This is a genomic window from Micromonospora sp. DT47 (assembly GCF_049844475.1).
Classification (GTDB): domain Bacteria; phylum Actinomycetota; class Actinomycetes; order Mycobacteriales; family Micromonosporaceae; genus Micromonospora.
Genome location: NZ_JBNCLC010000001.1, coordinates 474651 through 500818 on the forward strand (window position 1 = coordinate 474651; position 26168 = coordinate 500818).

The window sequence follows — 26168 nt, forward strand, 5'->3', positions numbered from 1 at the left end:
ATGTGCGCCACCGGGAAACCGGTGGTGGTTGGTTCAGCGAGCTGACTGGTGACGGGCAGGCGTCACCGCCCGATGACGCCACCCCTGGTACGCCACCGGACGTCGCCCCTGGTCGGGACGACGCGCGGAGTCAGCGAGCCTTCTTGGTGGCCCGCTTGCGCGGCGGGGTGAGCAGGTCGGCGATCGTGGCGATCGCCGACGGCACCAGCCGGTAGTACGCCCAGACACCGCGCTTCTCCCGCTCCAGCAAGCCGGCCTCGGTGAGGATACGCAGGTGGTGGCTGACCGTCGGCTGGGAGAGGCCGAGCGGCGCGGTCAGGTCGCACACGCACGCTTCGCCCTCGGGGGCCGACTGGATCAGGCTGAGCAGCCGCAGCCGCGCGGGGTCTGCAAGGGCCTTGAGGACCCCCGCCAGCCGCTCGGCATCGGCACGTTCGATCGGCTCGCCGGCAAGCGGCGAGATCTGAGGCATAGTCATTTCAGCCAACGCAGTTCCCACGATTTCTATCCTTCCACCAGCAGCATCGATCCGCCTGCATATCAGCAGATCCGAATCGGCAAATTTTTACGCCACAAGGCCGAGGTCAGCCAACGTATAGGCCGCCCGATACGGCAGTCCGGCGGCTCGCACCGCGTCGCCGGCACCTCGATCAACAATAACCGCCACACCCACGATCTCCGCCCCGGCCTCACGCAACGCCTCGACCGCGGTGAGTACGCTACCGCCCGTCGTCGAGGTGTCCTCCACCGCCAGTACCCGCCGCCCGGCCACCTCAGGCCCTTCGATCCGCCGCTGCAGACCGTGCGCCTTGCCGGCCTTGCGGACCACGAAGGCGTCCAGCGGTCGGTCGGTCTCCGCTGCGGCGTGCAGCATCGACATCGCGATCGGGTCGGCGCCCAGGGTCAGCCCACCGACGGCGTCGTACTCCCAGTCGGCGGTCAGCTCGCGCATCACCCGACCGACCAGCGGCGCGGCCCGGTGATGGAGCGTGACGCGACGCAGATCGACGTACCAGTCCGCTTCGCGGCCGGAGGAGAGCACCACCCGTCCATGGACCACAGCCAGGTCAGTGATGAATTTACGCAGGTCGTCGTGGTCCCCCATGGCGATAGAGGGTACTGCGCGAGTCTGTGTGCCGTGTCTGGGGTTCGCCCGGGTCAGCCTCGCGGGCGACCGATGGGTGGCGATGGACGGCTACGCTGCGCGATCATCCCGTCCGGTCGACCGCCGACGGCATCCCGTCCTCGGACCGGCGGGCGGCAACGCCGGCTCAGCCGTCGGCCGGATCGACCCGCCCGCGCCGATCCCGGTACACCGCCCGCACCAGCCGACGCGGCGCGTACCGCAGGCCGGCGACGGCCAGCTTGTACCTCCAGTCAGGAACGCTGACCGGCTTGCCTTTCCACAGGTCACGCAGGGCTTCGTCGACCACGTCGTCGGCCCGCAGCCACATCCACCCCGGCGTGCCGGAGATGTCGATGCCGTTGCGCTCGTGGTAGCCGGTGCGGGTGTAGCCGGGGCAGAGCGCCATCACCCGTACGCCGAACGGACGCGCCGACTGGTCGACGGACTCGCTGAAGCTGGTCACCCACGCCTTGCTGGCCGGGTACGTCGAACCCGGCATGACCGGCGCGAAACCGGAGACGGAAGAGACATTTATCACTGCCCCCGCCCGTCGATCCGTCATCGGGCCGAGGGCGGCGAGGGTCAGCCGCATCACCGCGTGCACGTTGAGCCGCAGCAGCCGGGCCTCGTCGGCGGCGGTGGACCGGAGGAACGGCCGGTTGAGGCTGATCCCGGCGTTGTTGATCAGCAGGTCGACCGGAGCGCCATCGGCGAGCCGCCGCTCCACCACCGCGCAACCGTCGTCGGTGGACAGGTCGGCGGAGAGGGTCTCGACCTGGTGGCCGTACCGCCCGGTCAGGTCGGCGGCCACCTCGGCCAGCCGGGTCGCGCCCCGGGCCACCAGCACCAGGTGCCAGCCGTCGGCGGCGAGCCGGCGGGCGAACGCCTCGCCGATGCCGGCGGTGGCGCCGGTGATCAGCGCCCGTCGCTCGGTGGCCGGATGGTCGGATGTCACGGGCGGTCCTCAATGGGCGGCAGCGGGGACTGCGGTGGCGGATACGGGTGGTACGGGGCCGGACCCTGCGGAGCCGTGCCGTAGGGCGGCGGAGCCGGCGGCACCGGCCCGGGCCCGGCCGGACCCGGGCTGCGCGGGCGGAACCAGGCGTTCGCCGCCGGCAGGACCAACAGCAGGGCGACCACAAGGTAACCGAGCGCCTGGCCCACCGAAAGCCCCCCGTTCACCGGGAGCCACCAGGACGGGTAGGCGTCACCGAGCAGACCCGTCAACTGTTCGGCGGTCCCGTCGTCGGTCCGCAACGGGCTGGTCCGCTGGACCACCAGCGTGGCCAGACCGCAGCACCCGCAGAGCAGTCCCAGCCCGCAGACCACCCACGTCGCCACCCGGGCGCCCGCGCGACGGGCCAGCAACCCGGCGGCTAGGCCGACGAGCAGCACACCGACCAGGACGGTCAGCACCGCCGAGACGATCGTGACCGCGCGGACGAGGAGGACCACGCCGTCGACGTCGTCCGGGCCCGCGGTCGTACCGGCGGCGGCCGCGCGGAACCGGTCCACCGTGCCGCCGAGGGCGAGCAGGGCCGCGACGGCGTACGCCCCGGCGCAAAGGGCCATCAGCGCCAGCACCGCCGCCGCCAGCGTGACGGCGACCGGCCGACGCGCCGGCACCTGATCCGGGTACGACACGACAATTCCCTCCGGTAGGCGTCGGGTTGCAACCTACTCGGAGGGAATCGTCGGCGTCGCTCTTACTCGCCCGTCAGCTGCCCGACGGCCGGTGCGGATCCTCCGGCGGGGTGGCCCGACCCGGCCGGTCCGGGTCCTCGGCCGGCTGGTCCGTCCGGTCGGCGCCCGACGCGCCGGTAGGCGGCGGGGCCGACGGCGACTGCCACGGCGAGGTGGCCGGCGGCTGGTCCGGCGCACCGGGAGCGGCCGGCGTGTCGGGCGGGGTCGGCTGGCCCGGGGCCGAGGGCTGGCCCGGCTGCGGGTAGCCGGGAGCGGACGGATACCCGGGCGCCGGCGGGTAGCCCGGCGCGGACGGGTAGCCGGCCTGCGGCTGACCCGGCTGCGGATAACCGGGCTGCGGATAACCCGGCTGCGGATAACCGGGCTGCGGGTAACCCGGCTGCGGGTAGCCCGGGTAGGCGGCGCCCGGGGCGGGCGGCTCCCAGGCCGGCGGCGGCTTGCGGAAGAACTCGTTGGCCTTCGGCAGCGCCAGCAGGATCAGCGCGGTGAGCAGGGCCAGCAGGCTGAGCAGGCCGATCAGTGTGTTGACCGGGGTGAACCAGGACGGAAGGGCCTCGTTCAGCCGGCGCTGGATCTCCTCTCCGCTCGGCATGTCGCCCGTCGATCCGCCCCCGCCGGTGAAACCGCCGGTCGCGTTGCTGATCAGGCCGCCGCCCGTGCAGCAGAGCAGGATGCCGCCGAGCACCCAGGTGGTGATCCGGGATCCGTTCTTGCCCCGGTTGTTGAGCAGGGCCAGCACGACCAGCCCCACCGCGAGCAGCAGCGTGAAGATGCCCGCTCCGACGGTGAAGGCTATGGCGAAGTCGGCGATGTTCTGCGCGCCGTTCGCCGAGGTGCCGCGGTAGGCGTCGTCCAGCACATCGCGGATGGTGCCGATGGCGGAGAGCGAGATGATCAGGCTGATCACCTGAAGGACGGCGAACAGAATCAACAGGTAGCTGGAAATCGTCACCACGGCCGGCCGGGAACGGGCCGGTGTGTGTTGGGAATCGACCATGATTCTCCTTCCCCTAGATCGCGTCCCACCGTATCGACTCCGACCCAATCGGGCGCGCCACGCGGTCGGCGAACCGGCCGATACCGCCCCGGTGTGCGGATCGGCGGGCGGCAGCTGCGGAAACCGCACTAGTAGCCGCGCCACTCCGTCCGGGCGTACTCCAGCACCCTGGGCTGCAACAACGTGGAGGCGGGCAGGTCGAGGCGACGCCGGTCGGCCGGGAAGGCGGACGCCGCGCGGAGCACCGCCGGGTCGAGGAAGCGCAGCGGCGGGGCGTCGCCGGGCAGCTCCAGCGCCGGCCGGGTGGACCCCGGCGCGGCGAGCAGGAAGCCCCAGTCACCGAACGACGGCACGTCCACGTGGTACGGCACCGTGGCGAAGCCCGCCGCACGGACCGATGCCTCGATCGACCAGTACGACCGGGGCGCGAAGTAGGGCGACCCGGACTGCACCACCAGCCGCCCTCCCTCGGCGAGCACCGCGCGGATCAGCGCGTAGAACTCGACGGTGTAGAGCTTCGCGGTGGCCGTCTCGTCCGGGTCGGGCAGGTCGGCCACCACCACGTCGAAGCGTTCCGTGGCGGTACGCAGCCAGCCGAACGCGTCGAGGTTGAGCACCCGTACCCGGGGGTCGGCGAAGGAGTTCCGGTTGAGGTCGCGCAGCTGCGGTTCGGTACGGGCCAGCCGCACCACCGCCGGGTCGAGGTCGACCACGGTCACCCGGCGCACGTCGGGGTAGCGCAGGATCTCCCGGACCGCGAGCCCGTCCCCGGCGCCGAGCACCAGCACCTCGCCGCGCGGCCCGTTCAGCGCCGGGTGCACCAGCGCCTCGTGGTAGCGGTACTCGTCGACCGAGCTGAACTGGAGGTCGCCGTTGAGGAAGAGCCGCAGGTCGGTGTCGGCGTGCCCGACCTCCCGCACCGACCGGGTCAGCACGATCTCCTGGTAGCGGCTGCGTTCGGCGTGCACCACCGGGTCCCGGTAGAGATGCTGCCGGGCGGTCAGCTCGAAGTCGGCGGCGGTGATCCAGGCGTACCCCAGGCAGAGGGCGACCACCACGGACCCGGCGCCGAGCGCGACCCGCGCCCGGCGGCTCAGCTCCGCGCGGAACACCGTGCAGACCAGCGCCAGGCCGGCCACCGCGTTCACCGCGCCGACCACCAGCGCGCCCTTGAGCAGGCCGAAGACCGGGATCAGCAGGAACGGGAAGGCCAGCCCGCCGAGCAGCGCGCCGACGTAGTCGGCGGCGAAGAGGTCGGCCACCGCACTGCCCGCGGACTGCTCACGGATGCGTTGCAGCATCACCATCAGCAGCGGGATCTCCGCGCCGATCAGCAGGCCGAGCACGAAGGCGGTGCCGACCAGCGCCGGGCCGTAGAGGTCCAGCCAGGCGAAGGCGGCGTAGAGGCCGAGCACGGAGAGCCCGCCGAGCAGCGCCAGGGTCAGCTCGACCACGGCGAACGCGGCGGCCGCCCGGGACTGCAACGGCTTCGCGGCGAGCGCGCCGATTCCCATCGCGAAGACCATCACGCCGAGCACGATCGAGGCCTGCCCGACCGCGTCGCCGATCAGGTAGCTGCCGAGCGCGACCAGGGCCAGCTCGTACACCAGGCCGCAGGCCGCGCAGACGAAGACCGCGACCAGGACTGCCGCGCGGGCCGCCCGCCAGTGCGGCCGCGCCGCCGGTCCGGCGGCGACCGGCGGCGCCGGCGCGTCGGTGGTCACGCCTGCTCCGGGGTACGCGCCGAGGCCTCCGCCCCGGGGCGCTGCGCGGGCCCGGCCGGCCGCAGCTGCCGACGGCGCTGCACCACTCCGACGGTGACCAGCAGGGCGCAGAGCAGCAGCAGGCCGGCGGCGGCGAACAGGTAACCCCAGCGGTCCCGCCAGAGGTCGCTGCCCGCGTCCGGCAGCGGGGACGGGCTCACCGCCGCGGCGGTGGGGGTGGGCGCCGGTTCGGCCAGCCCCGCCTCGACGGCCAGCAGCGGCAGCATGACGGCCGCGCGGGTAACGGCCCAGCCAGGGTCGTCGACGAAGGCGTCTTCGGGCAGCCCGAACCGCTTCAGGCCGTCCTCGATGGCGTGGAGGTCGCTGCCGGAGATGTCGTCGGAGCCGGTGATCCGAACGTACGCGGAGTCCTCGCTCTCGCTGTTCTCCGAGGTGTAGGTGACGGCAGCGACCACCTGCACCCAGCGCGGGCAGCCCGGGGCGTCCTCGACCGACACCCCGTCGCCGAGGTTGGAGCCGACGCTCACCACGTCGAGGCCGTCGTCCAGCCGCCAGCCATAGCAGATGCCCTGGCTGGCCTCGGCCCGCTCGAGGATCGGCACGGTGTCGGTGCGCTCCTCGACCGCCGGTGCCGGCACGTCCGTGCTCTCCGAACCGTTGAGCAGTCCGGCCACCACGCAGCCCACGACGACCAGACCGATGCTGAGCCAGGTGACCCAGGCGACGACCTTCGAGGACTTCTTCCGCCCACCCTTGCCCGGCGGTCGCTTCGCGGTGGCCATCAGCTGATCGCGGCCGCGATGATCGCGCCGGTGGCGAGGTGGACCACCGCCGACACCCAGACCGCCGGCTGCGGCTCCGGGTCGACCAGCAGCTCACCCAGCTGGCCCGGGGTGACCGCGTCGAGCAGCAGGAACGCCCCGGCCATGATGAGCAGCCCGAGCAGTCCGTACGCGGCCGACCCGACCAGGCCGAGCACCACGTCGTCGTCGCTGGCCGCGATGGCAGCGACCACGATCACGCCGACCCCGGCCAGGTTCGAGGCGAGCAGCAGCGCGGCGTTGCGGTTGCGCTCGGTCCAGATCAGCTGGTTGAGCCGGCCGGGCGTGGCCACGTCGACCAGCACGAAGCCGACGGCCATCAGGACGACGCCGACCACGCCGTAGGCGAGCGTGACCAGCAGATCGGTGACCAGGGTCTGCACAGGGAGCTCCAGGGGTTCGGTCGGTCGGTCGGGAGGGACTGGTCGCTACTTGCCGGAGCCGGGGCCGCCGCCCCGCACGGTGCTGCCCCGCCCCCAGCCCCAGTGGCTGCCCACCGTGGAGTGGTAGCGCGGGTAGGCGGTGCGCAGCCGTTCCAGCAGGATCACCGAGCCGGTGGCGATCGGCAGGATCACCACCGAGTCGTCGTCGTAGCGCAGGTAGGCGCCGCTGCCGTCGACGTACTGGTCGGCCGGCTTCCAGGCACCGGCGACGTCCTGCGCCACCTGGCTGGGCGTCTTGGTCGAGGTGTATGCGACCGCGTCCCCGCCGATGTCCCGGCTCGTCGCGCGGGTGTACCGGTCCTGCACGTAGCCCCGCGGCGAGAAGTTGCCGTAGAAGAGGGCGAAAACGGCGACCAGGGCGCCGACGACCGCGAAGCCCACCCCCACCACGAACCAGCGCCGGTACGTCATCGCAGTGCCACCACCGTTTCAGTCAGGACCAGCTCATTGGTCTGGGGATACGCGTGCCAGGTGCGCCAGGCCACCGAGCCGTCCGGCGGGTCGGCGCACACGGCGAGCGCGGTGACCGCGTCCGGATCGCCGGGGAAGACCCCGACCAGCGCGTACGGGTCGTCGGCCAGCTCGGCGCGGAGCCCGGCGACCCGGCTGCGCAGCTCACCGGCGGGCGGCCGGAGCACGGTGGCGGTGAACCGGTAGCCACCGGCCTCGTCGCGCAACGTGCCGGGCAGGTGCGGCGGGCCGCCGGGCAGGCAGGCGACGGTCTCGGTGAGCGTGCTTCCTCCCGCCGGCTGCAGGACGACCTGGTGGGAGGCGCCCAGCAGGCGTAGCCGCAGCCGGACGCCGCCGGGCAGGTCGAGGTCGCGGACGTGCAGCGCCGGGCGTTCCGGCCCGCCGAGCGCCAGGCTGAGGTCGGCGGCGCTGGTGTCGACGTACGGGGTGTGCAGGCTGACCAGCACGCTCAGTCCACCGTCCCGGCACCGGCCTGCGGGTAGACCATCACCTCGGAGCGGTGCAGCCGCTCGCCCCGGGCCACCTCCCAGCCGGCCTCCCCGTACGCCTCGAAGGCGAGCCGGGCGCCGTCCGGCGCGCGGTAGTCGTGGTAGCGGACGGTGCCGCTCGGGTCCAGGCCGGTGGTGCCGGTGGCCGAGTAGCGGGCCTGGCCGGACTCCTCCCAGGAGTAGCTGCGCCCGGCGAAGTCGAGGGTCGGCGCGCCCGGGGTGAGGGGGGTGCCCGGCTCGGCGGCCCAGAGCACCAGATCCAGGTCCGGGTCCTCCTCGACGGAGAGCCAGCGCTTCACCCCGCCGGAATCGTCCAACAGGTGCTCCGCCCAGCTCCACGCCCCCTCGACCAGGTGCACCGAGCCGCGCACCGCGTACGACACCTGGCGGATCTCCACGATGTCGCCGGGCTTCAGGTTCCGCGGATCCCCCCGCAGGGCGTCGGAATCGGTGTCCCGGAACGGGTCGCCGGGCGCCGCCGGCCGGGGAGGCTTCTTCTCGCGCCGCAGGGCGATCACGGCGATCACCACCCCGGCGACGCCGACCAGACATCCCACCGCCGTCACCAGGTACGCCACCGACCCGTTCACCGCGACCGCCTCCCACCTGCGTTGGCGCGAACGGTAACAACCCTGCGCACCTGGAGAAACGGGTCCATAGTTGAGTTACCGGTCAGCTACCGAACGTCCCCTCCGGACGCCGTCGGGTCGCTGTCGGGCGGGGCGGTCGGGTCCCCGGCGGGAGGCGTCGCGGCGGCTGCCGGCGGAGCCGGGGCGGGCTGCGGCGGGATGCCGTGCGCACTCGGGTCCGGACAGATCATGTAGCCGGGCGGCAGCAGGAAGGCGGCCGGCACCGGGTACGCCACGGGCGGCCGGTGGGGCGCGCCGGGCGGCCGCCCGGACGCGGGTACGAACCAGCGGTGGGACGTGGGCAGCGCCAGCAGCACCACCGCGGCGAGGGTGAGGCCGAAGACCAGCAGCGCGGCCAAGCCGCCGACGGCGAAGAAGACGTCCTCCGCCGGATCGGGCCCGGTGCCGTAGAGGGTCTGCAGGAACTTCGACTCGTCCGGGGTGAACTCGGCGGGGATCTCGGAGTCCCAGTCCTCCGTCGGGCCGCCGCCCATGGCGAAGGCGAACGGAAGCAGCATTCCCGCGAAGCAGCCCTGACCGAAGACGCACAGCAACTGAAGCCCGCCGGTCACGAAGACCATGACCCGGGCGACGGCGCTGCCCCGTCGTACGCCCCACGCGGCGAACCCGAGCAGGGCCGCGAGCAGCAGCACTGGCACCCCGACCACGCAGGACATCACGACGTTGCCGAAACGCTCGTCCGCCACCTCGGCGGGATCGGCGTCGGGCACCAGCCGCGCGGCCCGGTCGATCTCGCCGTCCCACCACATCGCGTGCCACACCAACACGGCGGCCAGGACCAGCAGGAGGGCCACGGCGGCGAGCTGCAACCAGGAGGCGATCGTGACGAGGCGGGGGCGGGGTGGGCGTACCGGCGCGGCGGCAGGCGAGGTCATGCCGGGAAGCTACGGGGTGTCCGCCACTTCCCGCAGTCCCGATTCCGGTGGAGCGGAGGTCACCGCCCGCTGAGCCGCTCGGTGGCGTACTCGCGAAGGATGGCGGTGCCCATCACGCAGCCGGTGAACGTGGTGAACTCACCCTTGTCGTCGCGCAGGGCCGTCCACGCCTCCCGGGCCGCCGCCGGGTCGACCCGCTCCAGCAGCGTCGCCGCGTACGCCCGGCCGGCCGGGGAGCCGCGCCGGAGCAGCCAGTCGACCTTCTTGCGACCGTCCTCCGGACGCTCGGCGAGCACCTGCTCCAGGTGCCGGTACGCCTCGGTCACCGGCAGCACCTGGGAGGCGATCCCCACCCCACCGAACGCCACGGTGTCGGCCTTGGCCAACTCCTTGACCGCCGCGTCCAGCTCCCTGTCCTTCTTCCCCATCCCCAACATGTCTTCATCCTTTCCCCGGGCCGCCAGCCGCCACCCTTTTGATCAAGAGGTTTGCGTCATGGAGCACGGGTTCCGAAGACGCAAACCTCTTGATCACGGCAGGTGGGGCCTGCCGGAGGCGGGCCCACGCGGAATCGGGCGGGTCAGGCCGGGGAGACCGTGAGGCCGCCCTTGGCGTCAGCGAGGTCGACCTTGACCGTCTCGCCGTCGCGGATCTGGCCGGCCAGCAGGGCCTTGGCGAGCTGGTCGCCGATGGCGGTCTGGACCAGCCGGCGCAGCGGGCGGGCGCCGTAGATCGGGTCGTACCCGTGCTCGGCGAGCCAGCGGCGGGCCGGTTCGGTGATCTCCAGGCCGAGCCGGCGGTCCGCCAGCCGACGCCGCATCCGGTCCAGCTGGATGTCCACGATCGACCGCAGGTCGTCCCCGCGCAGCGCGGCGAAGACCACGATGTCGTCGAGGCGGTTGAGGAACTCCGGCTTGAAGTGCGACCGGACCACCGCGATGACCCCCTCGCGGCGCTGCTCCTCGGCCAGCGTCAGGTCGCTGATCACCGACGACCCGAGGTTGGAGGTGAGGATCAGGATCGCGTTGCGGAAGTCCACCGTACGGCCCTGGCCGTCGGTCAGCCGGCCGTCATCGAGCACCTGGAGCAGCACGTCGAAGACGTTCGGGTGGGCCTTCTCCACCTCGTCCAGCAGGATCACCGAGTACGGCCGGCGGCGCACCGCCTCGGTGAGCTGGCCGCCCTCCTCGTAGCCGACGTAGCCGGGCGGGGCGCCGACCAGGCGGGCCACCGAGTGCTTCTCGCCATACTCGCTCATGTCGATGCGGACCATGGCCCGCTCGTCGTCGAAGAGGAACTCGGCGAGCGCCTTGGCCAGCTCGGTCTTGCCGACACCGGTCGGGCCGAGGAAGAGGAAGCTGCCGGTCGGGCGGTCCGGGTCGGCGACCCCGGCCCGGGCGCGGCGGACCGCGTCGGACACCGCGCCGACCGCCTCGGACTGGCCGACCACGCGGGAGCGCAGCGACTCCTCCATCCGGAGCAGCTTGGCCGTCTCGCCCTCCAGCAGCCGGCCGGCGGGGATGCCGGTCCAGGAGGCGACCACCGCGGCGATGTCGTCCGCGCCGACCTCCTCCTTGAGCATCGCGCCGTCGGCCTGGAGCCGGGCCAGTTCCTCCTCGGCCCTGGCCAGGTCGGCCTTGAGCGCCGGGATCCGGCCGTAGCGCAGCTCGGCCGCGCGTTCCAGCTCGCCGTCGCGCTCGGCCCGCTCGGCCTCGCCGCCGAGCCGCTCCAGTTCCTCCTTGGCGGTGGAGAGCTTGGTGATGTGGCTCTTCTCCGTCTGCCAGCGCTCGGAGAGCGCGGTGAGCTGCTCGCGCTTGTCGGCCAGCTCCTTGCGGAGCCGCTCCAGCCGCTCGGCGGAGGCGGCGTCCGGCTCCTTGGCCAGCGCCATCTCCTCGATCTCGAGCCGGCGCACCGCCCGCTCGATCTCGTCCACCTCGACCGGCCGGGAGTCGATCTCCATCCGGAGTCGGGACGCGGACTCGTCGACCAGGTCGATCGCCTTGTCCGGCAGGAACCGGTCGGTGATGTAGCGGTCGGAGAGGCCGGCGGCGGCGACCAGCGCGGCGTCGGTGATCCGTACGCCGTGGTGCACCTCGTAGCGCTCCTTGAGGCCGCGCAGGATGCCGATGGTGTCCTCGATGGTCGGCTCGCCGACCAGCACCGGCTGGAAGCGGCGCTCCAGCGCCGGGTCCTTCTCGATGTGCTCGCGGTACTCGTCCAGCGTGGTCGCGCCGACCATCCGCAGCTCGCCGCGGGCCAGCATCGGCTTGAGCATGTTGCCGGCGTCCATCGAGCCCTCGCCCTTGCCGGCGCCCACCACGGTGTGCAGCTCGTCGAGGAAGGTGATGACCTTGCCGTTGGAGTTCTTGATCTCCTCCAGGACGGACTTCAGCCGCTCCTCGAACTGGCCGCGGTACTGCGCGCCGGCGACCATCGCGCCGAGGTCGAGCGAGACGAGCTTCTTGTCCCGCAGCGACTCGGGCACGTCACCGGCCACGATCCGCTGGGCCAGGCCCTCGACGATGGCGGTCTTGCCGACGCCCGGCTCGCCGATCAGCACCGGGTTGTTCTTGGTACGCCGGGACAGCACCTGGATCACCCGGCGGATCTCCGAGTCCCGGCCGATGACCGGGTCGATCTTGCCGTCCCGGGCGCTGGCGGTCAGGTCGACGCCGTACTTGGCCAGGGCCTGGTAGGTCTGCTCGGGGTCGGCGGTGGTGACCCGGCGGTCCCCGCCGCGGACGGTCGGGAAGGCGGCGACCAGGTTCTCCTCGGTGGCGCCGGCGGACTTCAGCGCGCCGGCGACCGCGCCGCCCACCCGGGCGAGGCCGGCGAGCAGGTGCTCGGTGGAGGTGTACTCGTCGCCCAGCGGCCGGGCGATCTGCTCGGCGGCGCCGATGGCGTTGACGAACTCGCGAGCCAGCGTGGGCTCGGCGATGCTGGAGCCACGGGCGGCGGGCAGCGCGTCGACCGAACGCTGGGCGACCCGGCGCAGCTCGGCGGGGTCGGCCCCGACGGCGCGCAGCAGGCCGGCGGCGGTGGAGCCGTCGGTGTCCAGCAGTGACAGCAGCAGGTGCCAGGGCTCCACGGTGGCGTGACCGCGCTGGTTGGCCAGCGCGACGGCACCGGTGATGGTTTCGCGGCTCTTGGTGGTGAGGCGTTCCGTGTTCATGGGCTCCCCCGGATCGGCGTGTCCACTGGTAGCGACACAACCAGAGTTGAGCGTATTCCGCTCAACTCTATCTCTGTGACGCCCGTCACTCAGTCCCCTTCGACGGCCACCCGCGTCCACCGCCGATCCGTGCCGACGCCGCTACCCAGCACCACCTCTGCCGATCCCCGGGCGAACACGGTGCCGTCGCCGAGGATGGTCAGATGGTGGTTCGGGCCGAGCGGCCAGGGGACCGGCGTGTAGCGGCCCTCGATCACCACGCCCGCGCCGTACGGGCCGGTCACCGCGAGCCGCCCGGCGCCGACCGGAGCCACCGACAGGATCCGCGAAGGATAGGACTCCGCCGGCACCGGCAGCCAGCGCCCCGGGTAGCGCCAGAGCGCCGGGAAATCCAGCCGGTCCGACCGCTCTCCCACCAGCCACACGTCGCCGTCCGGCGCCACCCGCACCTGGAGGACGGACACCTCGCCGTCGGGCGCCGGCACCGCGGTCCGCTGCCAGCTCCGACCCCGGTCCGTCGAGACCGCCGCGTACGGCCGGCCGTCGGCCGCTCCCGCCGCCACCAGCAACTCGTCGGAGGAGGCGACGGTGTCCAGGCCCGGCACCGGCGGCTGTGCCGCGAGCGGGCGCAGCCGCGTGCCGTCCCACTCGCCCACCCGGTCGGCGCCCTCGATCACCTGGAACCGCCCCTGCGCGGCCCGCCACGCCGCCGGCTCCCCGGCCGTACGCACGAAGCTCGCGCCGCCGTCGGTGGAGGCGTACCAGCCGTGCGGCTCGGCCCGGAGCACCACCAGCCCGGGGGCGGTGTAGAGCTGCTGGTTGTCGGCCACCGGACGCGGATGGGGCACCTTCAGCCAGGAGCGGCCACCGTCCAGGGTGGAGAAGAGCAGCGCGGGGCAGGTCCGCTCCGGCGGGCGGCCGTCGCAGCTGCCGAAGAGCGCCCAGCCGTGCTCGGCGTCGGAGAACTCAACGTACGGGTCGTCGTACCGCTGGGCGACAGCGACCCGGACGGCGCGTACCTCGTCGAAGCCGGCGGGCGGCGGCGGCGCCGGCGCGGACGCGATCGGCCGGGGCGGCGCGGACGTCCGGGCCGGCGGATCGCGGCGGATGTCGCCGACCGCCGTGCACGACACCAGCGCCGGGACGAGGAGCAGGGCGGGCAGGGACCGCACGGCTCGTTCGATCATGACCGCCTCCTCGGCAGGGTAGCCTTGCCCGGGTGCGAGTACGTGTCGAACAGACTGCCCTACCGGGGATCGGCGTGCGTCACGACCTGGTGACGGAATCCGGCCGCCGGCTCGGCGTTGTCTCCCACCGCAACGGCCGCCGCGACCTCGTCCTGTACGACCCGGACGATCCGGACGCCTGCCAGGCGGACATCCCGCTCACCGACGACGAGGCGGAGGCGCTCGCCGACATCCTCGGCGCGTCGCTGATGCTCGGCCAGCTCTCCGGCCTGCGCGAGCAGGCGGCCGGGCTGCTCACCGAGCAGATCGCCATCCCGGCGGGGTCGAAGTACGTCAACAAGCGGCTCGGCGACACCAATGCACGCACGCGCACCGGCGCCTCGATCGTGGCGGTGCTCCGCCAGGGCGAGGTGAACGTCTCGCCCGATCCCACCTTCCGCTTCGCGGCCGGTGACGTGGTGGTCGTGGTCGGCACCCGCAAGGGGCTCGACGGAGTGACGGCCATCCTCGCCGACAGTGACCCGGACGGCTGAGGCGGATGCACGAAACCACCACACTGCTCGTCGAGGTCGGCGCGCTGCTGCTGCTCCTCGGACTCCTGGGCCGGCTCAGCCGGCGGTTCGGGGTCTCCCCGATCCCCCTCTACCTGCTCGCCGGCCTCGGCTTCGGCCACGGCGGCCTGTTGCCGCTCAACGCCAGCGAGGAGTTCTTCGCCGTCGGCGCCGAGATCGGCGTCATCCTGCTGCTGGTCATGCTCGGCCTGGAGTACAGCGCCAACGAGCTGGTCGGCAACCTCCGCTCGGCCGCGCCGGCCGGGCTGATCGACGCGCTGCTCAACGCGCTGCCGGGCTTCGCGTTCGCGCTGCTGCTCGGCTGGGGCTGGGTGGCCGCCGTGGTGCTCGGCGGGATCACCTGGATCTCGTCCTCCGGGGTGATCGCCAAGGTGCTCGGCGACCTGGGCCGGGTCGGTAACCGGGAGACCCCGGTGATCCTCTCCGTCCTGGTCATCGAGGACCTGGCCATGGCGCTCTACCTGCCGCTGGTCACCGCGCTGCTGGCCGGCGTGGGGCTGGTCAAGGGCGGGATCGCGCTCGGCGTCGCGGTGCTCACCGTGGTCGTCGTGCTGGTGGTCGCCATCCGGTACGGCCACCTGATCTCCGCGGCCCTGTCGGCGAAGGACCCGGAGGCGCTGCTGCTCGGGGTGCTCGGCCTCACCCTGCTGGTCGCCGGCGCCGCGGCCAAGCTCCAGGTCTCCGCCGCGGTCGGCGCGTTCCTGGTCGGCATCGCGCTGTCCGGGCCGGTGGCGCACCACGCGACCGAGCTGCTCTCCCCGTTGCGGGACCTCTTCGCCGCGGTCTTCTTCGTCTTCTTCGGCCTGGTCACCGACCCCCGGGACATGCCGCCGGTGCTGCTGCCGGCGCTGGCCCTGGCCGTGGTCACCATGGGGACGAAGCTGCTCACCGGCTACCTGGCGGCGCGGCGGGCCGGCATCGCCGAACCCGGTCGCTGGCGGGCCGGCTTCGCGCTGATGCCGCGCGGGGAGTTCTCCATCGTCATCGCCGGACTGGCGGTGGCCGCCGGCACGGTCGAGCCCCGGCTGGCGGCGCTCGCCACGGCGTACGTGCTGATCACCGTGGTGACCGGGCCGATGCTGGCCCGACTGCCCGACATGGGGTGGTTCAAGCGCTGGCTGCGCGGGCGCACCCCGGCGCGGCGGCCGGAGCCCCTGCCCACCGCCGACTGACCCCGGACCCGGCGGGCCGGCCGGCACCAGCCGACCCGCCGACCGGCCGGGTCGACCGTACGGTCCACCCGGCCGGTCCGGCCGTCGCCGAATTGCTCCCGACAGGGGCTACCGCCAGCCCGGTACCGCGCGCTACCGTGGCGCCCCAGCAGGTCAGGGTTCCGCAGGTGGGCGGTGCGCTGCGCACCCGCGGGCGCGAGCGGAAGGTTGCCGGTGAGCGTGCAGGAGTCGACCTTCCACGGCTTCGCCAACCCCGTCGATCCGTCACCGACGGAGTTGCGGGCCTGGGCGTACCAGCCCGATTCGGTGCCACTGACCTCCATGCCGCCGGACTGGGACCTGCTGGTGGCCGGGGACCACCTGGTGCTCACCCTCTTCGACCTGGCCATGGACCCGGCCTGTCCGGCCCGCCGGTTCGCCCTGCACTGCCTCTACATCTACGCCGCGGACGGCATCCGGACGAACTTCCGCGCGCACCCGAAGCGCCGCTTCCGGAAGGTGGTCGAGCAGGCCGAGCGGGACGGCGACGAGCTGATGCGCACCTGGGCGCACAACAGCCGGATGCTGCTGGCCCGGCAGGACCTCTTCGTCTATCGGGACTGGTGTGAGGGCGGCCTGGTCCGGGAGAACCGCCGGCTCGGCTAGTCCCGCTCTCGGTGGGTGTGGCCCGCCGGCCACCGCCGCACGCACGGCGAACGGGCCGGGGCCCCCCGTGGGTCCCGGCCCGCACGTCGGCGGATCGTCAGCGTTCCGATCCACCCTGGTTCCGGCGTCTCGCCTCGGTCCGCCCCTGGTCGACGCCGTGGTCGACCTGGTCGGCGAACCGGCCATTCTTGATCTTGTCAGTGAACTCGCCCTCGGTGACCCGGTCGAACCTCTCCCGGACCTTCTCGGCCACCTTCTCGAGCCGGTCCTCCGCCTGCTGGACCACATCCTTGGCCGATTCCGCCATGGCTCCCCCTGCCAGTTCGGAGTCCGGATTGTTCAGGTTGGACCTGCTTTTAGGCTAAGGCAGTCGCCCCGGCTCGCGCCGGGAATTCCGGGAACTACGCCGGGTCGAGGCGGTTTGACAGCCATGGTGTTCCACTCGCCATTCGCATCGGCGGCGTGCCCGACCGATCCGCTCGGTATGTCCGGACCGGGTGGGCGGCGGGGGCCCTGACGGACGACGGGTCGAGCCAGCGGCGCAGCGCGCTGGTGCGGCCGGGGGGCGGTCGGCGGCGGCGAGTTGCAGGTGGCAGCCGGCGACGCTGTGCAAGATCGACCGGGTGGACAGTCGGAGAAGGCGGGTGCGGCCCGCACGCGCCGTGCGGGTGCGGCCGCCGGGAACCGGCCCGGCGGTCAGCGGTCGGTGCGGCGGGGGCGCCAGACCACCAGCGCGGTCGACGTGCGGTTGGTGGGCACGAGATCCCGACCGGGGAAGGTGGCCAGCGACTCCAGCTCGGCGATCCGCCGGTACGCGGCGTCCAACTCCGCCTCCAGCCGGGCCACCCGCTGCTGCGCCTGCTCCAGCAGGCGCTCCAGACCGATGATCCGCTTGACCCCGGCCAGGTTGATCCCGTCGTCCTGGCTGAGCCGCTGCACCTCGCGCAGCAGCACCACGTCGCGCACGCTGTAGCGACGCCCGCCCCCGGCCGCCCGGCCGGCCTGCACCAGGCCGAGCCGGTCGTACTGGCGCAGGGTCTGGGGGTGCATCCCCGCCATCCGCGCCGCGACCGAGATCATCAGCACCTTGGCCTCGTAGGCAGGGTCACCCGAACCGACGAAATCGCCCGACATCCCGCTCACCTCCGCACCCGATCCACCGGTCAACCGACCCGACGCACCCGCGCGTCGAGATGTTCCCGGGCGGCCGGCGGCGTCGACCCGGCGAACGACTCCAGCGCCGCCCGGGCCTCGTCCGACACGATCGCCGGCACCACCACGTCCAGCGTGACCAGCAGGTCACCGGCCTGACCGTCGCGCCGGACCACACCCTTGCCCCGGGCCCGCAGCACCCGCCCGGACGGCGTACCCGGCGGGACCCGCAGGGTCACCGCGCCGTCGAGCGTGGGTACCCGCAGGTCGATGCCGAGCACCGCCTCCGCGAAGGTGATCGGCACGGTCAGGGTCAGATCGTCCCCGGTACGCCCGAACAGCTCGTCCGGGCGGACCTTGACCTGCACGAACAGGTCACCGGCCGGGCCGCCGCGCTCGCCCGCCTCACCCCGCCCGGCCAGTCGGATCCGCTGCCCGTCGGCCACCCCGGCGGGGAAGCGGACGTTCAGCGTGCGGGTCTTGGTCACGCCGCCGGTGCCGTGGCACTCCGGGCACTTCTCCTCGACGACCGTGCCGACGCCCTGGCAGTTGCGGCACGGCTCGGAGAAGCTGAACGACCCCTGGTTGCGGGTGGTCACCCCGGCGCCCTGGCAGACCGGGCAGGTCTTCGGCTGGGTGCCGGGCTTCGCGCCGTTGCCGTGGCAGGTGTCGCAGACCCCGGGCGCGCGCAGGGTCAGCGGGAGGGTCACCCCGCGTACCGCGTCCTGGAAGTCGAGCGCGACCTCGGTCTCCACGTCCCGGCCGCGGGCCGGGCCGCGCGGACGTGCCGGGCCGCCCGCGCCGCCACCGGAGAAGATCGAGCTGAACAGGTCGGTGAAGCCGCCGCCGCCGAACCGGGTGTCCGCGCCGGCCCCGCCGCCGAACAGGTCGGAGACGTCGAACGGCACCCCGCCGGGCTGGCCGGCGCCGCGGGCGTTGCGCCGGAACGCGCCCGAGCCGAACAGCGAGCGCATCTCGTCGTACTCGCGGCGCTTGGCCTCGTCGCCGAGCACCGCGTACGCCTCGGAGACGGCCTTGAACCGCTCCTCGGCCTTCGGGTCACCGGGGTTGTGGTCCGGGTGCGACTCCCGGGCCAGCTTCCGGTACGCCTTCTTGATCTCGTCCGAGGAGGCGGACTTCTGCACGCCGAGCGCGGCGTAGTAGTCCTTCTCGATCCAGTCCTTGGAACTCACCGGTCCACCCCCTTCCGAGTGATGTGGCCCGGTCGCCCCGCCCGCCGTGAGCCGGCGGGCGGGGCGACCGGATGGTCAGGCACTATTCCGGGTCGGCGACCGCGACCAGCGCCGGCCGCAGCAGGCGCTCCCCGAGCAGGTAGCCCCGGCGCATCACCTGCACGCAGGTCGGCTCGTCGACGTCCGGCGAGGTCTGGTGCGCGACCGCCTCGTGCCGGGTGGGGTCGAACGGGTCGCCCTGCTCCCCGAACGGGGTCAGGCCGAACTTGCCCAGCGCGGTGGTGAGCTGTTCGGCCACCGTGCCGAACGGCCCGACCAGGTCGCCGTGCTCCCGGGCCCGGTCCAGGTCGTCCAGGATCGGCAGCAGCGCGGCGAGCACCGAGCCGGTCGCCTGCTCCTGGACCACGCCCCGGTCCCGATCCACCCGCTTGCGGTAGTTGGCGTACTCCGCCGACACCCGCTGCAGGTCCCGGGTCCGCTCGTCCAGCTCGGCCCGGAGGGCCTCCAGTTCGGCGCCGAGCGGGGAGCCGGCCGCGCCGCCGTCGACCGGCTGCGCGGGGGCGTCCACCACCGGCGGGCCGGCCGGGGCCGGACCGTCGACCGAGGTGGCCTCGATCTCGATCTCGTCGACCACGACCTCACCCTCCTCGACCAGGCCCTCGGCCGGGACGTCCGCCCCGGCGTCGGCGGCGGCGGGCGCCTCCTCGGTCTTGCCGATCTTGCGGTTGTTGCGGATGACGACCCGCGGCCCGTCGCCGGCGGCCTGCTCGGCGGGCGCGGAGCCACCCGGCGTCGACCCGGTGGACTCCGGATCGGCGGCTCGTGGCTTCTCCGTCATGCGACTACCTCGATTTCTGTGCCGTGCGTCGGGGTCCGGGACGGACCGTCACTTCTTGTCCTCGTCCACGATCTCCGCGTCGACCACGTCGTCCGGGCCGCCGGCCTGCGGGCCGCCGGCCTGCGGGCCACCCGTGGCACCCGCGCCCGGGCCGGCCGCGCCGGGCTGCTCACCCTGCTCGGCCTGCTGCGAGTAGAGCAGCGAACCGGCCTGCTGGGAGACCTGCGCCAGCCGCTCGTGGGCGGCCTTGATCTTCTCGATGTCCTGGCCACCGAGCGCGCCACGCAGTTCGCCGAGCGCCTCGTTGAGCTGCTCGCGGTTCTCGCTGGGCAGCTTGTCGCCGCTCTCGGCGAGGAACTTCTCGGTCTGCCACTGCAGGGCCTCGGCCACGTTGCGGGCCTCGGCCTCCTCGCGACGGCGCTTGTCGTCGTCGGCGTGCTCCTCGGCGTCCCGGCGCATCCGCTCGATGTCGTCCTTCGGCAGCGAGGAGCCGCCGGTGATCGTCATCTTCTGCTCCTTGCCGGTGCCGAGGTCCTTCGCGTGGACGTTGACGATGCCGTTGGCGTCGATGTCGAAGGCGACCTCGATCTGCGGCACGCCGCGCGGCGCCGGCGGGAGGCCGGTCAGCTCGAAGGTGCCGAGCTTCTTGTTGTAGGCCGCGATCTCCCGCTCACCCTGGAAGACCTGGATCAGCACCGACGGCTGGTTGTCGTCCGCCGTGGTGAAGACCTCGGAGCGCTTGGTCGGGATCGTGGTGTTGCGCTCGATCAGCTTGGTGAAGATGCCGCCCTTGGTCTCGATGCCCAGGCTCAGCGGGGTCACATCGAGCAGCAGGACGTCCTTGACCTCACCCTTGAGCACACCGGCCTGCAGGGCGGCGCCGACGGCGACGACCTCGTCCGGGTTGACGCCCTTGTTCGGGTCCCGGCCGGTGAGCTGCTTGACCAGGTCGGTCACGGCGGGCATCCGGGTCGAACCGCCGACCAGGATGACGTGCTCGACGCCGGAGATCTTGATCCCGGCGTCCTTCACGGCCTGCTCGAACGGACCCTTGCAACGGTCCAGCAGGTCCTGCGTCATCCGCTGGAACTCGGCGCGGCTGAGCGTCACGTCCAGGTGCAGCGGGCCGGCGGCGCCGGCGGTGATGTACGGCAGGTTGATGTTGGTGGTGGTGGCGGCCGACAGCTCGATCTTGGCCTTCTCGGCGGCCTCACGGAGCCGCTGCAGGGCCATCTTGTCCTGGGCCAGGTCGATGCCGTGCTCGCCCCGGAACGTCTTCACCAGGTGGTCGATGATCCGCTGGTCCCAGTCGTCACCACCGAGGTGGTTGTCACCGCTGGTCGACTTGACCTCGATGACACCCTCGGCGAGCTCCAGCAGGGAGACGTCGAAGGTGCCGCCACCCAGGTCGAAGACCAGGACGGTCTGCTCCTTGGAGCCCTTGTCCAGCCCGTACGCCAGGGCGGCCGCGGTCGGCTCGTTGACGATCCGCAGCACGTTGAAGCCGGCGATCTCACCGGCCTCCTTGGTGGCCTGGCGCTGGCCGTCGTTGAAGTAGGCGGGGACGGTGATCACCGCGTCGGTGATCTGCTCGCCCAGATACGCCTCGGCGTCCCGCTTGAGCTTCATCAGCGTGCGCGCCGAGATCTCCTGCGGGGTGTACTTCTTGCCGTCGATGTCAACGGACCAGTTGGTGCCGATCTCCCGCTTGACCGAGCGGATCGTCCGGTCCGGGTTGGTCACCGCCTGGCGCTTGGCGACCTCACCGACGAGCACCTCGCCGTTGCGGGCGAACGCGACGATCGACGGGGTCGTCCGCGAGCCCTCAGCGTTGGCGATGACGGTGGGCTCACCGCCCTCGAGAACGCTGACGCAGGAGTTCGTCGTGCCGAGGTCGATACCGACCGCACGTGCCATCTTCGCTTCCTCGCTTCGTTACGTTTAGCAGGTGACGGGCACCGCCCGCAGCGCACCCACCACAAGTTGAGTGAACTTGACTCAATAGTGCCACGCCCCCGAAAAACCGCAAAGTCGAGGTTGAGTCGCCCCGACGCAACCCGACCGTTATTACCGTCCGGTTGTCTTCCCTTGCATCGGTCGGGCACGCTTTAGCGGTGACGACGCACGGCGATCCCGCCATCCGGTCCGGCGCGCCCACCGTCGCCGCCCGCACCGGGTCGCCGGACGCCGGGGATGCTGCGCCCGACACCAACGGGGACGGCCTGCCGGCCACGCTGACCGGGCTGCGGGCCGCGATCGGCGCGGCCCGGTTCCCGCTGACCCTGCCCTCGGCCGAGCCCGCCCGGCGCACCGCCGCCGCGCTCACCGACCAGCTCGACGACTACCTGCTGCCCCGGCTGGCCCGGCTCGACGCGCCCCTGCTGGTGGTGGTCGGCGGCTCTACCGGCGCCGGCAAGTCGACCCTGGTCAACAGCCTGGTCCAGGCCCGGGTCAGCGCCGCCGGGGTGCTCCGGCCGACCACCCGTTCCCCGGTGCTGGTCTGCAATCCGGCCGACTCCGCCTGGTTCCGCCAGGGCGAGCTGCTGCCCGGCCTCACCCGGACCAACGAGCCGACCGAGGACCCGCGCACGCTGCACCTGGTCACCGCCCCCGCGCTCCCCGCCGGGCTGGCCTTCCTCGACGCGCCCGACATCGACTCGGTGGTCGACGCCAACCGGGCCCTGGCCGGCCAACTGCTGGCCGCCGCCGACCTCTGGCTCTTCGTCACCACCGCCGCCCGGTACGCCGACGCCGTCCCCTGGGAGCTGCTGCGCAGCGCCCGGGCCCGGGGCGCGGCGATCGCCATGGTGCTCGACCGGGTGCCGCCGGAGGCCGCCGACGAGATCGCCGCCCACCTGTCGGAGATGCTCGCCGCCCAGGACCTCGGCGCCGCGCCGCTCTTCGTGCTGCCGGAGACCTGGGTCGACGGGCAGGGACTCCTGCCGAACAAGGCCACCGCACCGCTGAGCGCCTGGTTCGCCCGGCTCGCCGCCGACGCCGAGGCCCGGGCCGCCGTGGTCCGGCAGACCCTGGACGGCGCGCTCGCTTCGCTGCACCCGACGGTCGAGGCGCTGGCCGAGGCCGCCGACGAGCAGGTCACCACCGCCGACGCGCTGGACGACCGGGTCCGGGCCGCGTACCGGGGGGCGAGGCGGAGCGTCGAGGAAGGGCTGCAGGACGGCCGGCTGCTCCGCGGTGAGGTGCTCGCCCGGTGGCAGGAGTTCGTCGGCACCGGCGAGTTCTTCCGTACGCTGGAGGCCCGGATCGGCCGGCTGCGCGACCGGTTGGTCGCCGCGGTGATCGGGCGCCCCGCCCCCGCCGCCGAGCTGCGCAACGCCATCGAGTCCCAGCTGGTCACCCTGCTGCGCGGGGTCGCCTCGGAGGCGGCAGAGAACGCGTACACGGGGTGGCGGGCGCACCCGGCCGGCGCGGCGCTACTCGAACCGGCGCTCGCCCACCCCTCCGACGACCTGCCCGAACGGGCCGAGCGGATGATCCGCGACTGGCAGCGCGGTGTGCTGGAACTGGTCAAGGCCGAGGGCGGCGACCGGCGGTTCGTGGCCCGCACCGCCGCGTACGCGGTCAACGCCACCGGCCTCGCCGTGATGATCGCGGTGTTCGCCTCGACCGCCTTCATCCCGACCGGTCTGGAGGTGGCCACCGGGGCCGGCACCACGGTCGCCGCGCAGGCCGTGCTCCAGGCGATCTTCGGCGACCAGGCCGTGCGTACCCTGGCCAACAAGGCCCGGGCCGACCTGCTGGAACGGGTCGGCGCGCTGCTGGACGCGGAGGCGGCGCGCTTCCTGGCGCGCACCGACGAGGCCCGGCCCGGCGCGGACGTCGGGGCCGAGCTGCGCCGAGCCGCCGGCCGGGTCGAGGTGGCCCGGCACCGCAGCGGCCTGGCCGACGGCGACGGCCGGGCGCTGCCGGCCCCGACCTCCGAGGGTGGCACCCGGTGACCAACATCGTCGGCCGGATGCGCGAGGCGTTCCGGGGCGACCAGCGGGTGGACGCGGAGGCCCTGGTGACCCGCCTGGACGCGGTACGCCGCTTTCTCGGCGCGGTGGACGGCCAGGTGCCCGACTCCCGGCTGGTCACCGCGCACACCCTGGTCGAGCGGGCCGGCACCCGGCTCGCACTGTCCCGGGACCACACCGTGGTGGCGCTTGCCGGGGCCACCGGCAGCGGCAAGTCCAGCCTGTTCAACGCCCTGGCCCGGCTGGAACTCTCCCCGGTCGGGGTGCGCCGCCCCACCACCGGCGTGGCGCACGCCTGCGTCTGGGGCCAGCCCGACGGGGCCACCCGGCTGCTCGACTGGGTCGGTGTGCTGCCCCGTCACCGGTTCGTCCGGGAGAGCGCGCTGGACGGCGACGACGAGTCCGGCCTGCACGGGCTGATCCTGCTCGACCTGCCCGACTTCGACTCGGTGCAGCGGTCCCACCGACTGGAGGTGGACCGGCTGCTCGGCCTGGTCGACCTGGTGGTCTGGGTGGTCGACCCACAGAAGTACGCCGACCGCGTGATCCATACCAGCTACCTGCGCGAGTTCCACCGGCACAAGGACGTCACGCTGGTGGTGCTCAACCAGGCCGACCGGCTGCCCCCGGCCGAGCTGCCCCGGGTCGTCGCCGACCTGCGCCGGCTGCTCGACGCCGACGGGCTGGACGGCGTGCCGGTGCTGGCCACCACGGCGGTGGACCCGGCCGGCATGGTGGGGCTGCGCGAGGCGTTGGAGCATACGGTCGCCGAGCGGCAGGCCGCGCTGCGCCGGCTCGCCGGCGACGTGGACGCCGTGGTCGCCGGGCTGGACGAGGTGGTCGCCGCCGAGGTGCCGAAGGGCGCCCCGGACGACGCGACGGTCCGCGAGCTGGACCGGGCCCTGGCCGGCGCGGCCGGGGTGCCGGCGGTGGCGGAGGCGGTCGAGGGGGCGTACCGGCACCGGGCCGGCGCGACCACCGGCTGGCCGCTGGTGCGCGGCTGGCGCAAGCTGCGGCCGGACCCGCTGCGCCGGCTGCACCTGCCCGGGCCGGCGGCCGACCCGGACCGGCCGGAGGAGAGCCTGGTCGCGGCCACCTCGGTGCCCGACCCGACGGCCGCCCAGCGGTCGGCCCTGGGCCTGGCGATCCGCGCGGTCGCCGACCGGACCGGCGCGGAGCTGCCGGCGCCCTGGCCCGGCGCGGTCACCTCGGCCGCCCGGTCCCGGCTGGCCGACCTGCCGGACGCGCTGGACCGCGCGGTCGCCGGGGCCGACCTGGGGATGGACCGCCGACCGGTGTGGTGGCGGATCGTCGGCGGCCTGCAGTGGCTGGTCACCCTCGCCGCGGTGGCGGGGCTCGGCTGGCTGGCACTCGGCTACGCGCTGCGCGCCCTCGGGCTGCCCGCGCTGGACTACCCGCGGGTCGGCGAGGCGCCGCTGCCCACCCTGCTGCTCCTCGGCGGCCTGCTCGCCGGGCTGCTGGTGGCCGCAGCGACCCGGCCGGTGATCCGGTGGGCGGCCCGGCGGGCCCGGCAGCGGGCGGAGCGACGGCTCAGCACCGCCGTGGCCGAGGTCGGCGCCGGGTACGTCCTCACCCCGGTGCGGGCCGTCCTCGACCGGTACGGGCAGGCCCGGGCCGCGTTGCGCGACGCCGCGCGGTAGCGCCCGGCCCCAGCTCGGGTGTCGCCGCCGCCCGGTCGGCGTAGGGTCGGTCCATGGCCACGCCACAGACCCCCTACGACGCGGTGCTCCAGGCCGCACGCGACGTGACGAGGCTGGACTGCGCCCTCGACGCCGAGATGCTCGGCACCGCGCTACTCGGCAGCGTCTACGCGATCGCGGAGACGGACCGGGAGACGGCGGTGCGCGAGTTCGTCTCCGGTTTCCTGGCCGCCACGTCGCGCCGCCGGACCGCCGCCGCGACCACCATCCGCTCGGTCTTCGCCGCGCTGGTGCCGGACGCCGAGGGCGCCGCGAAGGTCCGCCCGGGCACGCAGGCGCCGGCCTGGTCCGGCCAGCTCGGCCGGGTCCACCTCACCGGCACCTGGTCCTACGGCGACGTGTACGGCGACCAGACCTCCTACCTGGCCACCTTCGCGTACGACGACGACGCCGCCGGCGGCCCGGAGCACGCCCTGGTCGCCCTGGTCGACCACAACATCGGCATCACCAAGGATGTCTTCGTCGGCGGTCCCGCCGAGCGGATCCTCGAGCAGGTGCGGCAGATGTGCGCCGCCGACGACCTGACCTGGTTCCGCGAGGAGGACCCGGCCCGGATGCACGGCGAGGTGAGCCGCCACCTGGCGGTCACCGACGACCTCGGCGACCTGCCCGCGGAGGGTTCGCTCGCCACCGACCGGGCGCTGGTGGGCGCCCGGCTGGCGGTGCTGCCGGGCGCGCCCGCCGACACCACCACCTGGGACGCCGAGCCGCTCACCGGGGACGAGCGCACCGAACTGGTCCGCGCGTTCCTGGCCTCGCCCGAGGCCGCCCGGTTCGGCCTGGCCGCGGTGGACGACGACGCGGAACTGGCCTCGCTGCACTTCTGCCTGAGCCTCCTCTTCGACCACGCGGCGAGCTTCCCGGACGCCGACCCGATGCGCTGGAGCCCGGCGGTGGCTGGCCTGTTCCTGCTGGACTGGGTGCACCGGCGGGCCGTGCTGGACATGGACGACGCGGCGATGCTGCCCCGGGTGCTGCGCGCCTGGACAGCGCACGCGGCCCGGCGGCGCGGGCTGCCCGAGCGGGCCGGTACGCAGACCGACGAGGCGATCGAGGAGCTGGTGTCCGAGTTCGCCCGGCTCTACAGCACCGGCGAGAGGCGCAGCCCGGCCACCGCCGCCGTGGCCCAGCTGATGGCGGACGGGGTGGACCCGGACGACCCGGCCGCGCTGGACGCCTGGATCGAGGCGAACCGGCAGCGCCTCGGCGACGACACCCCCTGAGGCCCCGCGGCCCCGCG

General features: G+C 73.5%; 26 protein-coding genes. 6 read left to right on the forward strand and 20 right to left on the reverse strand.

Annotated features, from left to right (window positions below; all coding sequences use genetic code 11):
- Positions 1 to 130 precede the first annotated feature (130 nt).
- From ACLQ2U_RS02360 to ACLQ2U_RS02430, 15 genes are all read right to left on the reverse strand, one after another.
- A complete protein-coding gene (locus ACLQ2U_RS02360) occupies positions 131 to 472 on the reverse strand; it encodes an ArsR/SmtB family transcription factor (protein WP_013730828.1) in 342 nt (113 codons plus the stop codon).
- A gap of 93 nt (positions 473 to 565) precedes the next feature.
- On the reverse strand, positions 566 to 1105 hold the full coding sequence (pyrE, locus tag ACLQ2U_RS02365; protein WP_425748815.1) for an orotate phosphoribosyltransferase: 540 nt from the start codon (positions 1103 to 1105) through the stop codon (positions 566 to 568).
- A 166-nt stretch (positions 1106 to 1271) separates the two neighbouring features.
- On the reverse strand, positions 1272 to 2081 hold the full coding sequence (locus ACLQ2U_RS02370; protein WP_425748816.1) for an SDR family NAD(P)-dependent oxidoreductase: 810 nt from the start codon (positions 2079 to 2081) through the stop codon (positions 1272 to 1274).
- Entirely contained in the window at positions 2078 to 2770 is a 693-nt protein-coding gene (locus tag ACLQ2U_RS02375) for a hypothetical protein (RefSeq protein WP_425748817.1), read from the reverse strand. Before ACLQ2U_RS02375 ends, ACLQ2U_RS02370 begins: the two co-directional genes overlap by 4 nt.
- Positions 2771 to 2843: 73 nt before the next feature.
- Positions 2844 to 3827 (reverse strand): hypothetical protein, encoded by a 984-nt coding sequence (locus ACLQ2U_RS02380; protein ID WP_425748818.1) that lies wholly within the window; start codon positions 3825 to 3827, stop codon positions 2844 to 2846.
- A 128-nt stretch (positions 3828 to 3955) separates the two neighbouring features.
- Positions 3956 to 5551: a polyamine aminopropyltransferase gene (locus ACLQ2U_RS02385; protein WP_425748819.1), complete on the reverse strand. Its 1596-nt coding sequence runs from the start codon at positions 5549 to 5551 to the stop codon at positions 3956 to 3958.
- Positions 5548 to 6333, reverse strand: a complete 786-nt coding sequence (locus ACLQ2U_RS02390) for a hypothetical protein (protein WP_425748820.1) — start codon at positions 6331 to 6333, stop codon at positions 5548 to 5550. The genes ACLQ2U_RS02385 and ACLQ2U_RS02390 overlap by 4 nt, the downstream gene beginning before the upstream one ends.
- On the reverse strand, positions 6333 to 6755 hold the full coding sequence (locus ACLQ2U_RS02395) for a DUF350 domain-containing protein (RefSeq protein WP_425748821.1): 423 nt from the start codon (positions 6753 to 6755) through the stop codon (positions 6333 to 6335). Before ACLQ2U_RS02395 ends, ACLQ2U_RS02390 begins: the two co-directional genes overlap by 1 nt.
- Positions 6756 to 6800: 45 nt before the next feature.
- Positions 6801 to 7226 carry a DUF4247 domain-containing protein gene (locus ACLQ2U_RS02400; RefSeq protein WP_425748822.1) on the reverse strand — a complete coding sequence of 142 codons (426 nt, stop codon included), beginning with the start codon at positions 7224 to 7226 and terminating at the stop codon, positions 6801 to 6803.
- Positions 7223 to 7732 (reverse strand): DUF2617 family protein, encoded by a 510-nt coding sequence (locus tag ACLQ2U_RS02405; RefSeq protein ID WP_425748823.1) that lies wholly within the window; start codon positions 7730 to 7732, stop codon positions 7223 to 7225. Before ACLQ2U_RS02405 ends, ACLQ2U_RS02400 begins: the two co-directional genes overlap by 4 nt.
- A gap of 2 nt (positions 7733 to 7734) precedes the next feature.
- The gene (locus ACLQ2U_RS02410; protein WP_425748824.1) at positions 7735 to 8364 is read right to left on the reverse strand and encodes a DUF4178 domain-containing protein; all 630 of its coding nucleotides are present in this window, start codon (positions 8362 to 8364) and stop codon (positions 7735 to 7737) included.
- 86 nt (positions 8365 to 8450) lie between these two features.
- Entirely contained in the window at positions 8451 to 9299 is an 849-nt protein-coding gene (locus ACLQ2U_RS02415) for a hypothetical protein (RefSeq protein ID WP_425748825.1), read from the reverse strand.
- A 59-nt stretch (positions 9300 to 9358) separates the two neighbouring features.
- A complete protein-coding gene (locus tag ACLQ2U_RS02420) occupies positions 9359 to 9736 on the reverse strand; it encodes a hypothetical protein (RefSeq protein ID WP_425748826.1) in 378 nt (125 codons plus the stop codon).
- A 143-nt stretch (positions 9737 to 9879) separates the two neighbouring features.
- Positions 9880 to 12471, reverse strand: a complete 2592-nt coding sequence (clpB, locus tag ACLQ2U_RS02425; protein WP_425748827.1) for an ATP-dependent chaperone ClpB — start codon at positions 12469 to 12471, stop codon at positions 9880 to 9882.
- Between the two features lie 89 nt (positions 12472 to 12560).
- Entirely contained in the window at positions 12561 to 13658 is a 1098-nt protein-coding gene (locus ACLQ2U_RS02430; protein WP_425748828.1) for a hypothetical protein, read from the reverse strand.
- 32 nt (positions 13659 to 13690) lie between these two features.
- On the opposite strand from ACLQ2U_RS02430, the gene ACLQ2U_RS02435 reads away from it, so the two are divergent.
- From ACLQ2U_RS02435 to ACLQ2U_RS02445, 3 genes are all read left to right on the forward strand, one after another.
- Positions 13691 to 14191 (forward strand): cation:proton antiporter regulatory subunit, encoded by a 501-nt coding sequence (locus ACLQ2U_RS02435; RefSeq protein WP_425748829.1) that lies wholly within the window; start codon positions 13691 to 13693, stop codon positions 14189 to 14191.
- A gap of 5 nt (positions 14192 to 14196) precedes the next feature.
- Positions 14197 to 15402, forward strand: a complete 1206-nt coding sequence (locus ACLQ2U_RS02440; RefSeq protein WP_425748830.1) for a cation:proton antiporter — start codon at positions 14197 to 14199, stop codon at positions 15400 to 15402.
- A gap of 213 nt (positions 15403 to 15615) precedes the next feature.
- The gene (locus ACLQ2U_RS02445) at positions 15616 to 16047 is read left to right on the forward strand and encodes a hypothetical protein (protein ID WP_425748831.1); all 432 of its coding nucleotides are present in this window, start codon (positions 15616 to 15618) and stop codon (positions 16045 to 16047) included.
- Between the two features lie 97 nt (positions 16048 to 16144).
- Here the strand turns inward: ACLQ2U_RS02445 and ACLQ2U_RS02450 are convergent, their stop codons facing one another.
- From ACLQ2U_RS02450 to dnaK, 5 genes are all read right to left on the reverse strand, one after another.
- Positions 16145 to 16354, reverse strand: coding sequence for a hypothetical protein (locus ACLQ2U_RS02450; protein WP_425748832.1), 210 nt, complete (start codon positions 16352 to 16354; stop codon positions 16145 to 16147).
- Positions 16355 to 16743: 389 nt separating this feature from the next.
- The gene (locus ACLQ2U_RS02455; protein ID WP_425748833.1) at positions 16744 to 17181 is read right to left on the reverse strand and encodes a heat shock protein transcriptional repressor HspR; all 438 of its coding nucleotides are present in this window, start codon (positions 17179 to 17181) and stop codon (positions 16744 to 16746) included.
- 29 nt (positions 17182 to 17210) lie between these two features.
- Positions 17211 to 18392, reverse strand: coding sequence for a molecular chaperone DnaJ (dnaJ, locus tag ACLQ2U_RS02460; RefSeq protein WP_425748834.1), 1182 nt, complete (start codon positions 18390 to 18392; stop codon positions 17211 to 17213).
- Between the two features lie 82 nt (positions 18393 to 18474).
- On the reverse strand, positions 18475 to 19230 hold the full coding sequence (grpE, locus tag ACLQ2U_RS02465) for a nucleotide exchange factor GrpE (protein WP_425748835.1): 756 nt from the start codon (positions 19228 to 19230) through the stop codon (positions 18475 to 18477).
- A gap of 48 nt (positions 19231 to 19278) precedes the next feature.
- Entirely contained in the window at positions 19279 to 21147 is a 1869-nt protein-coding gene (gene dnaK, locus ACLQ2U_RS02470; protein ID WP_425748836.1) for a molecular chaperone DnaK, read from the reverse strand.
- A 197-nt stretch (positions 21148 to 21344) separates the two neighbouring features.
- On the opposite strand from dnaK, the gene ACLQ2U_RS02475 reads away from it, so the two are divergent.
- From ACLQ2U_RS02475 to ACLQ2U_RS02485, 3 genes are read left to right on the forward strand one after another with little or no spacing between them, the layout of a single operon-like run.
- On the forward strand, positions 21345 to 23189 hold the full coding sequence (locus tag ACLQ2U_RS02475; RefSeq protein WP_425748837.1) for an ABC transporter: 1845 nt from the start codon (positions 21345 to 21347) through the stop codon (positions 23187 to 23189).
- Between the two features lie 17 nt (positions 23190 to 23206).
- Positions 23207 to 24868, forward strand: a complete 1662-nt coding sequence (locus ACLQ2U_RS02480; RefSeq protein WP_425748891.1) for a GTPase — start codon at positions 23207 to 23209, stop codon at positions 24866 to 24868.
- Between the two features lie 53 nt (positions 24869 to 24921).
- A complete protein-coding gene (locus ACLQ2U_RS02485; protein ID WP_425748838.1) occupies positions 24922 to 26151 on the forward strand; it encodes a hypothetical protein in 1230 nt (409 codons plus the stop codon).
- Positions 26152 to 26168 lie beyond the last annotated feature (17 nt).

What these genes read in the sequence shown, in the direction of transcription:
- ACLQ2U_RS02360 (WP_013730828.1), bottom strand. Translation starts at nt 472, where the DNA reads ATGCCTCAGATCTCGCCGCTTGCCGGCGAGCCGATCGAACGTGCCGAT.
- pyrE (WP_425748815.1), bottom strand. Translation starts at nt 1,105, where the DNA reads ATGGGGGACCACGACGACCTGCGTAAATTCATCACTGACCTGGCTGTG.
- ACLQ2U_RS02380 (WP_425748818.1), bottom strand. Translation starts at nt 3,827, where the DNA reads ATGGTCGATTCCCAACACACACCGGCCCGTTCCCGGCCGGCCGTGGTG.
- ACLQ2U_RS02390 (WP_425748820.1), bottom strand. Translation starts at nt 6,333, where the DNA reads ATGGCCACCGCGAAGCGACCGCCGGGCAAGGGTGGGCGGAAGAAGTCC.
- ACLQ2U_RS02400 (WP_425748822.1), bottom strand. Translation starts at nt 7,226, where the DNA reads ATGACGTACCGGCGCTGGTTCGTGGTGGGGGTGGGCTTCGCGGTCGTC.
- ACLQ2U_RS02415 (WP_425748825.1), bottom strand. Translation starts at nt 9,299, where the DNA reads ATGACCTCGCCTGCCGCCGCGCCGGTACGCCCACCCCGCCCCCGCCTC.
- ACLQ2U_RS02420 (WP_425748826.1), bottom strand. Translation starts at nt 9,736, where the DNA reads ATGTTGGGGATGGGGAAGAAGGACAGGGAGCTGGACGCGGCGGTCAAG.
- clpB (WP_425748827.1), bottom strand. Translation starts at nt 12,471, where the DNA reads ATGAACACGGAACGCCTCACCACCAAGAGCCGCGAAACCATCACCGGT.
- ACLQ2U_RS02430 (WP_425748828.1), bottom strand. Translation starts at nt 13,658, where the DNA reads ATGATCGAACGAGCCGTGCGGTCCCTGCCCGCCCTGCTCCTCGTCCCG.
- ACLQ2U_RS02440 (WP_425748830.1), top strand. Translation starts at nt 14,197, where the DNA reads ATGCACGAAACCACCACACTGCTCGTCGAGGTCGGCGCGCTGCTGCTG.
- ACLQ2U_RS02450 (WP_425748832.1), bottom strand. Translation starts at nt 16,354, where the DNA reads ATGGCGGAATCGGCCAAGGATGTGGTCCAGCAGGCGGAGGACCGGCTC.
- ACLQ2U_RS02455 (WP_425748833.1), bottom strand. Translation starts at nt 17,181, where the DNA reads ATGTCGGGCGATTTCGTCGGTTCGGGTGACCCTGCCTACGAGGCCAAG.
- grpE (WP_425748835.1), bottom strand. Translation starts at nt 19,230, where the DNA reads ATGACGGAGAAGCCACGAGCCGCCGATCCGGAGTCCACCGGGTCGACG.
- dnaK (WP_425748836.1), bottom strand. Translation starts at nt 21,147, where the DNA reads ATGGCACGTGCGGTCGGTATCGACCTCGGCACGACGAACTCCTGCGTC.
- ACLQ2U_RS02480 (WP_425748891.1), top strand. Translation starts at nt 23,207, where the DNA reads ATGCGCGAGGCGTTCCGGGGCGACCAGCGGGTGGACGCGGAGGCCCTG.
- ACLQ2U_RS02485 (WP_425748838.1), top strand. Translation starts at nt 24,922, where the DNA reads ATGGCCACGCCACAGACCCCCTACGACGCGGTGCTCCAGGCCGCACGC.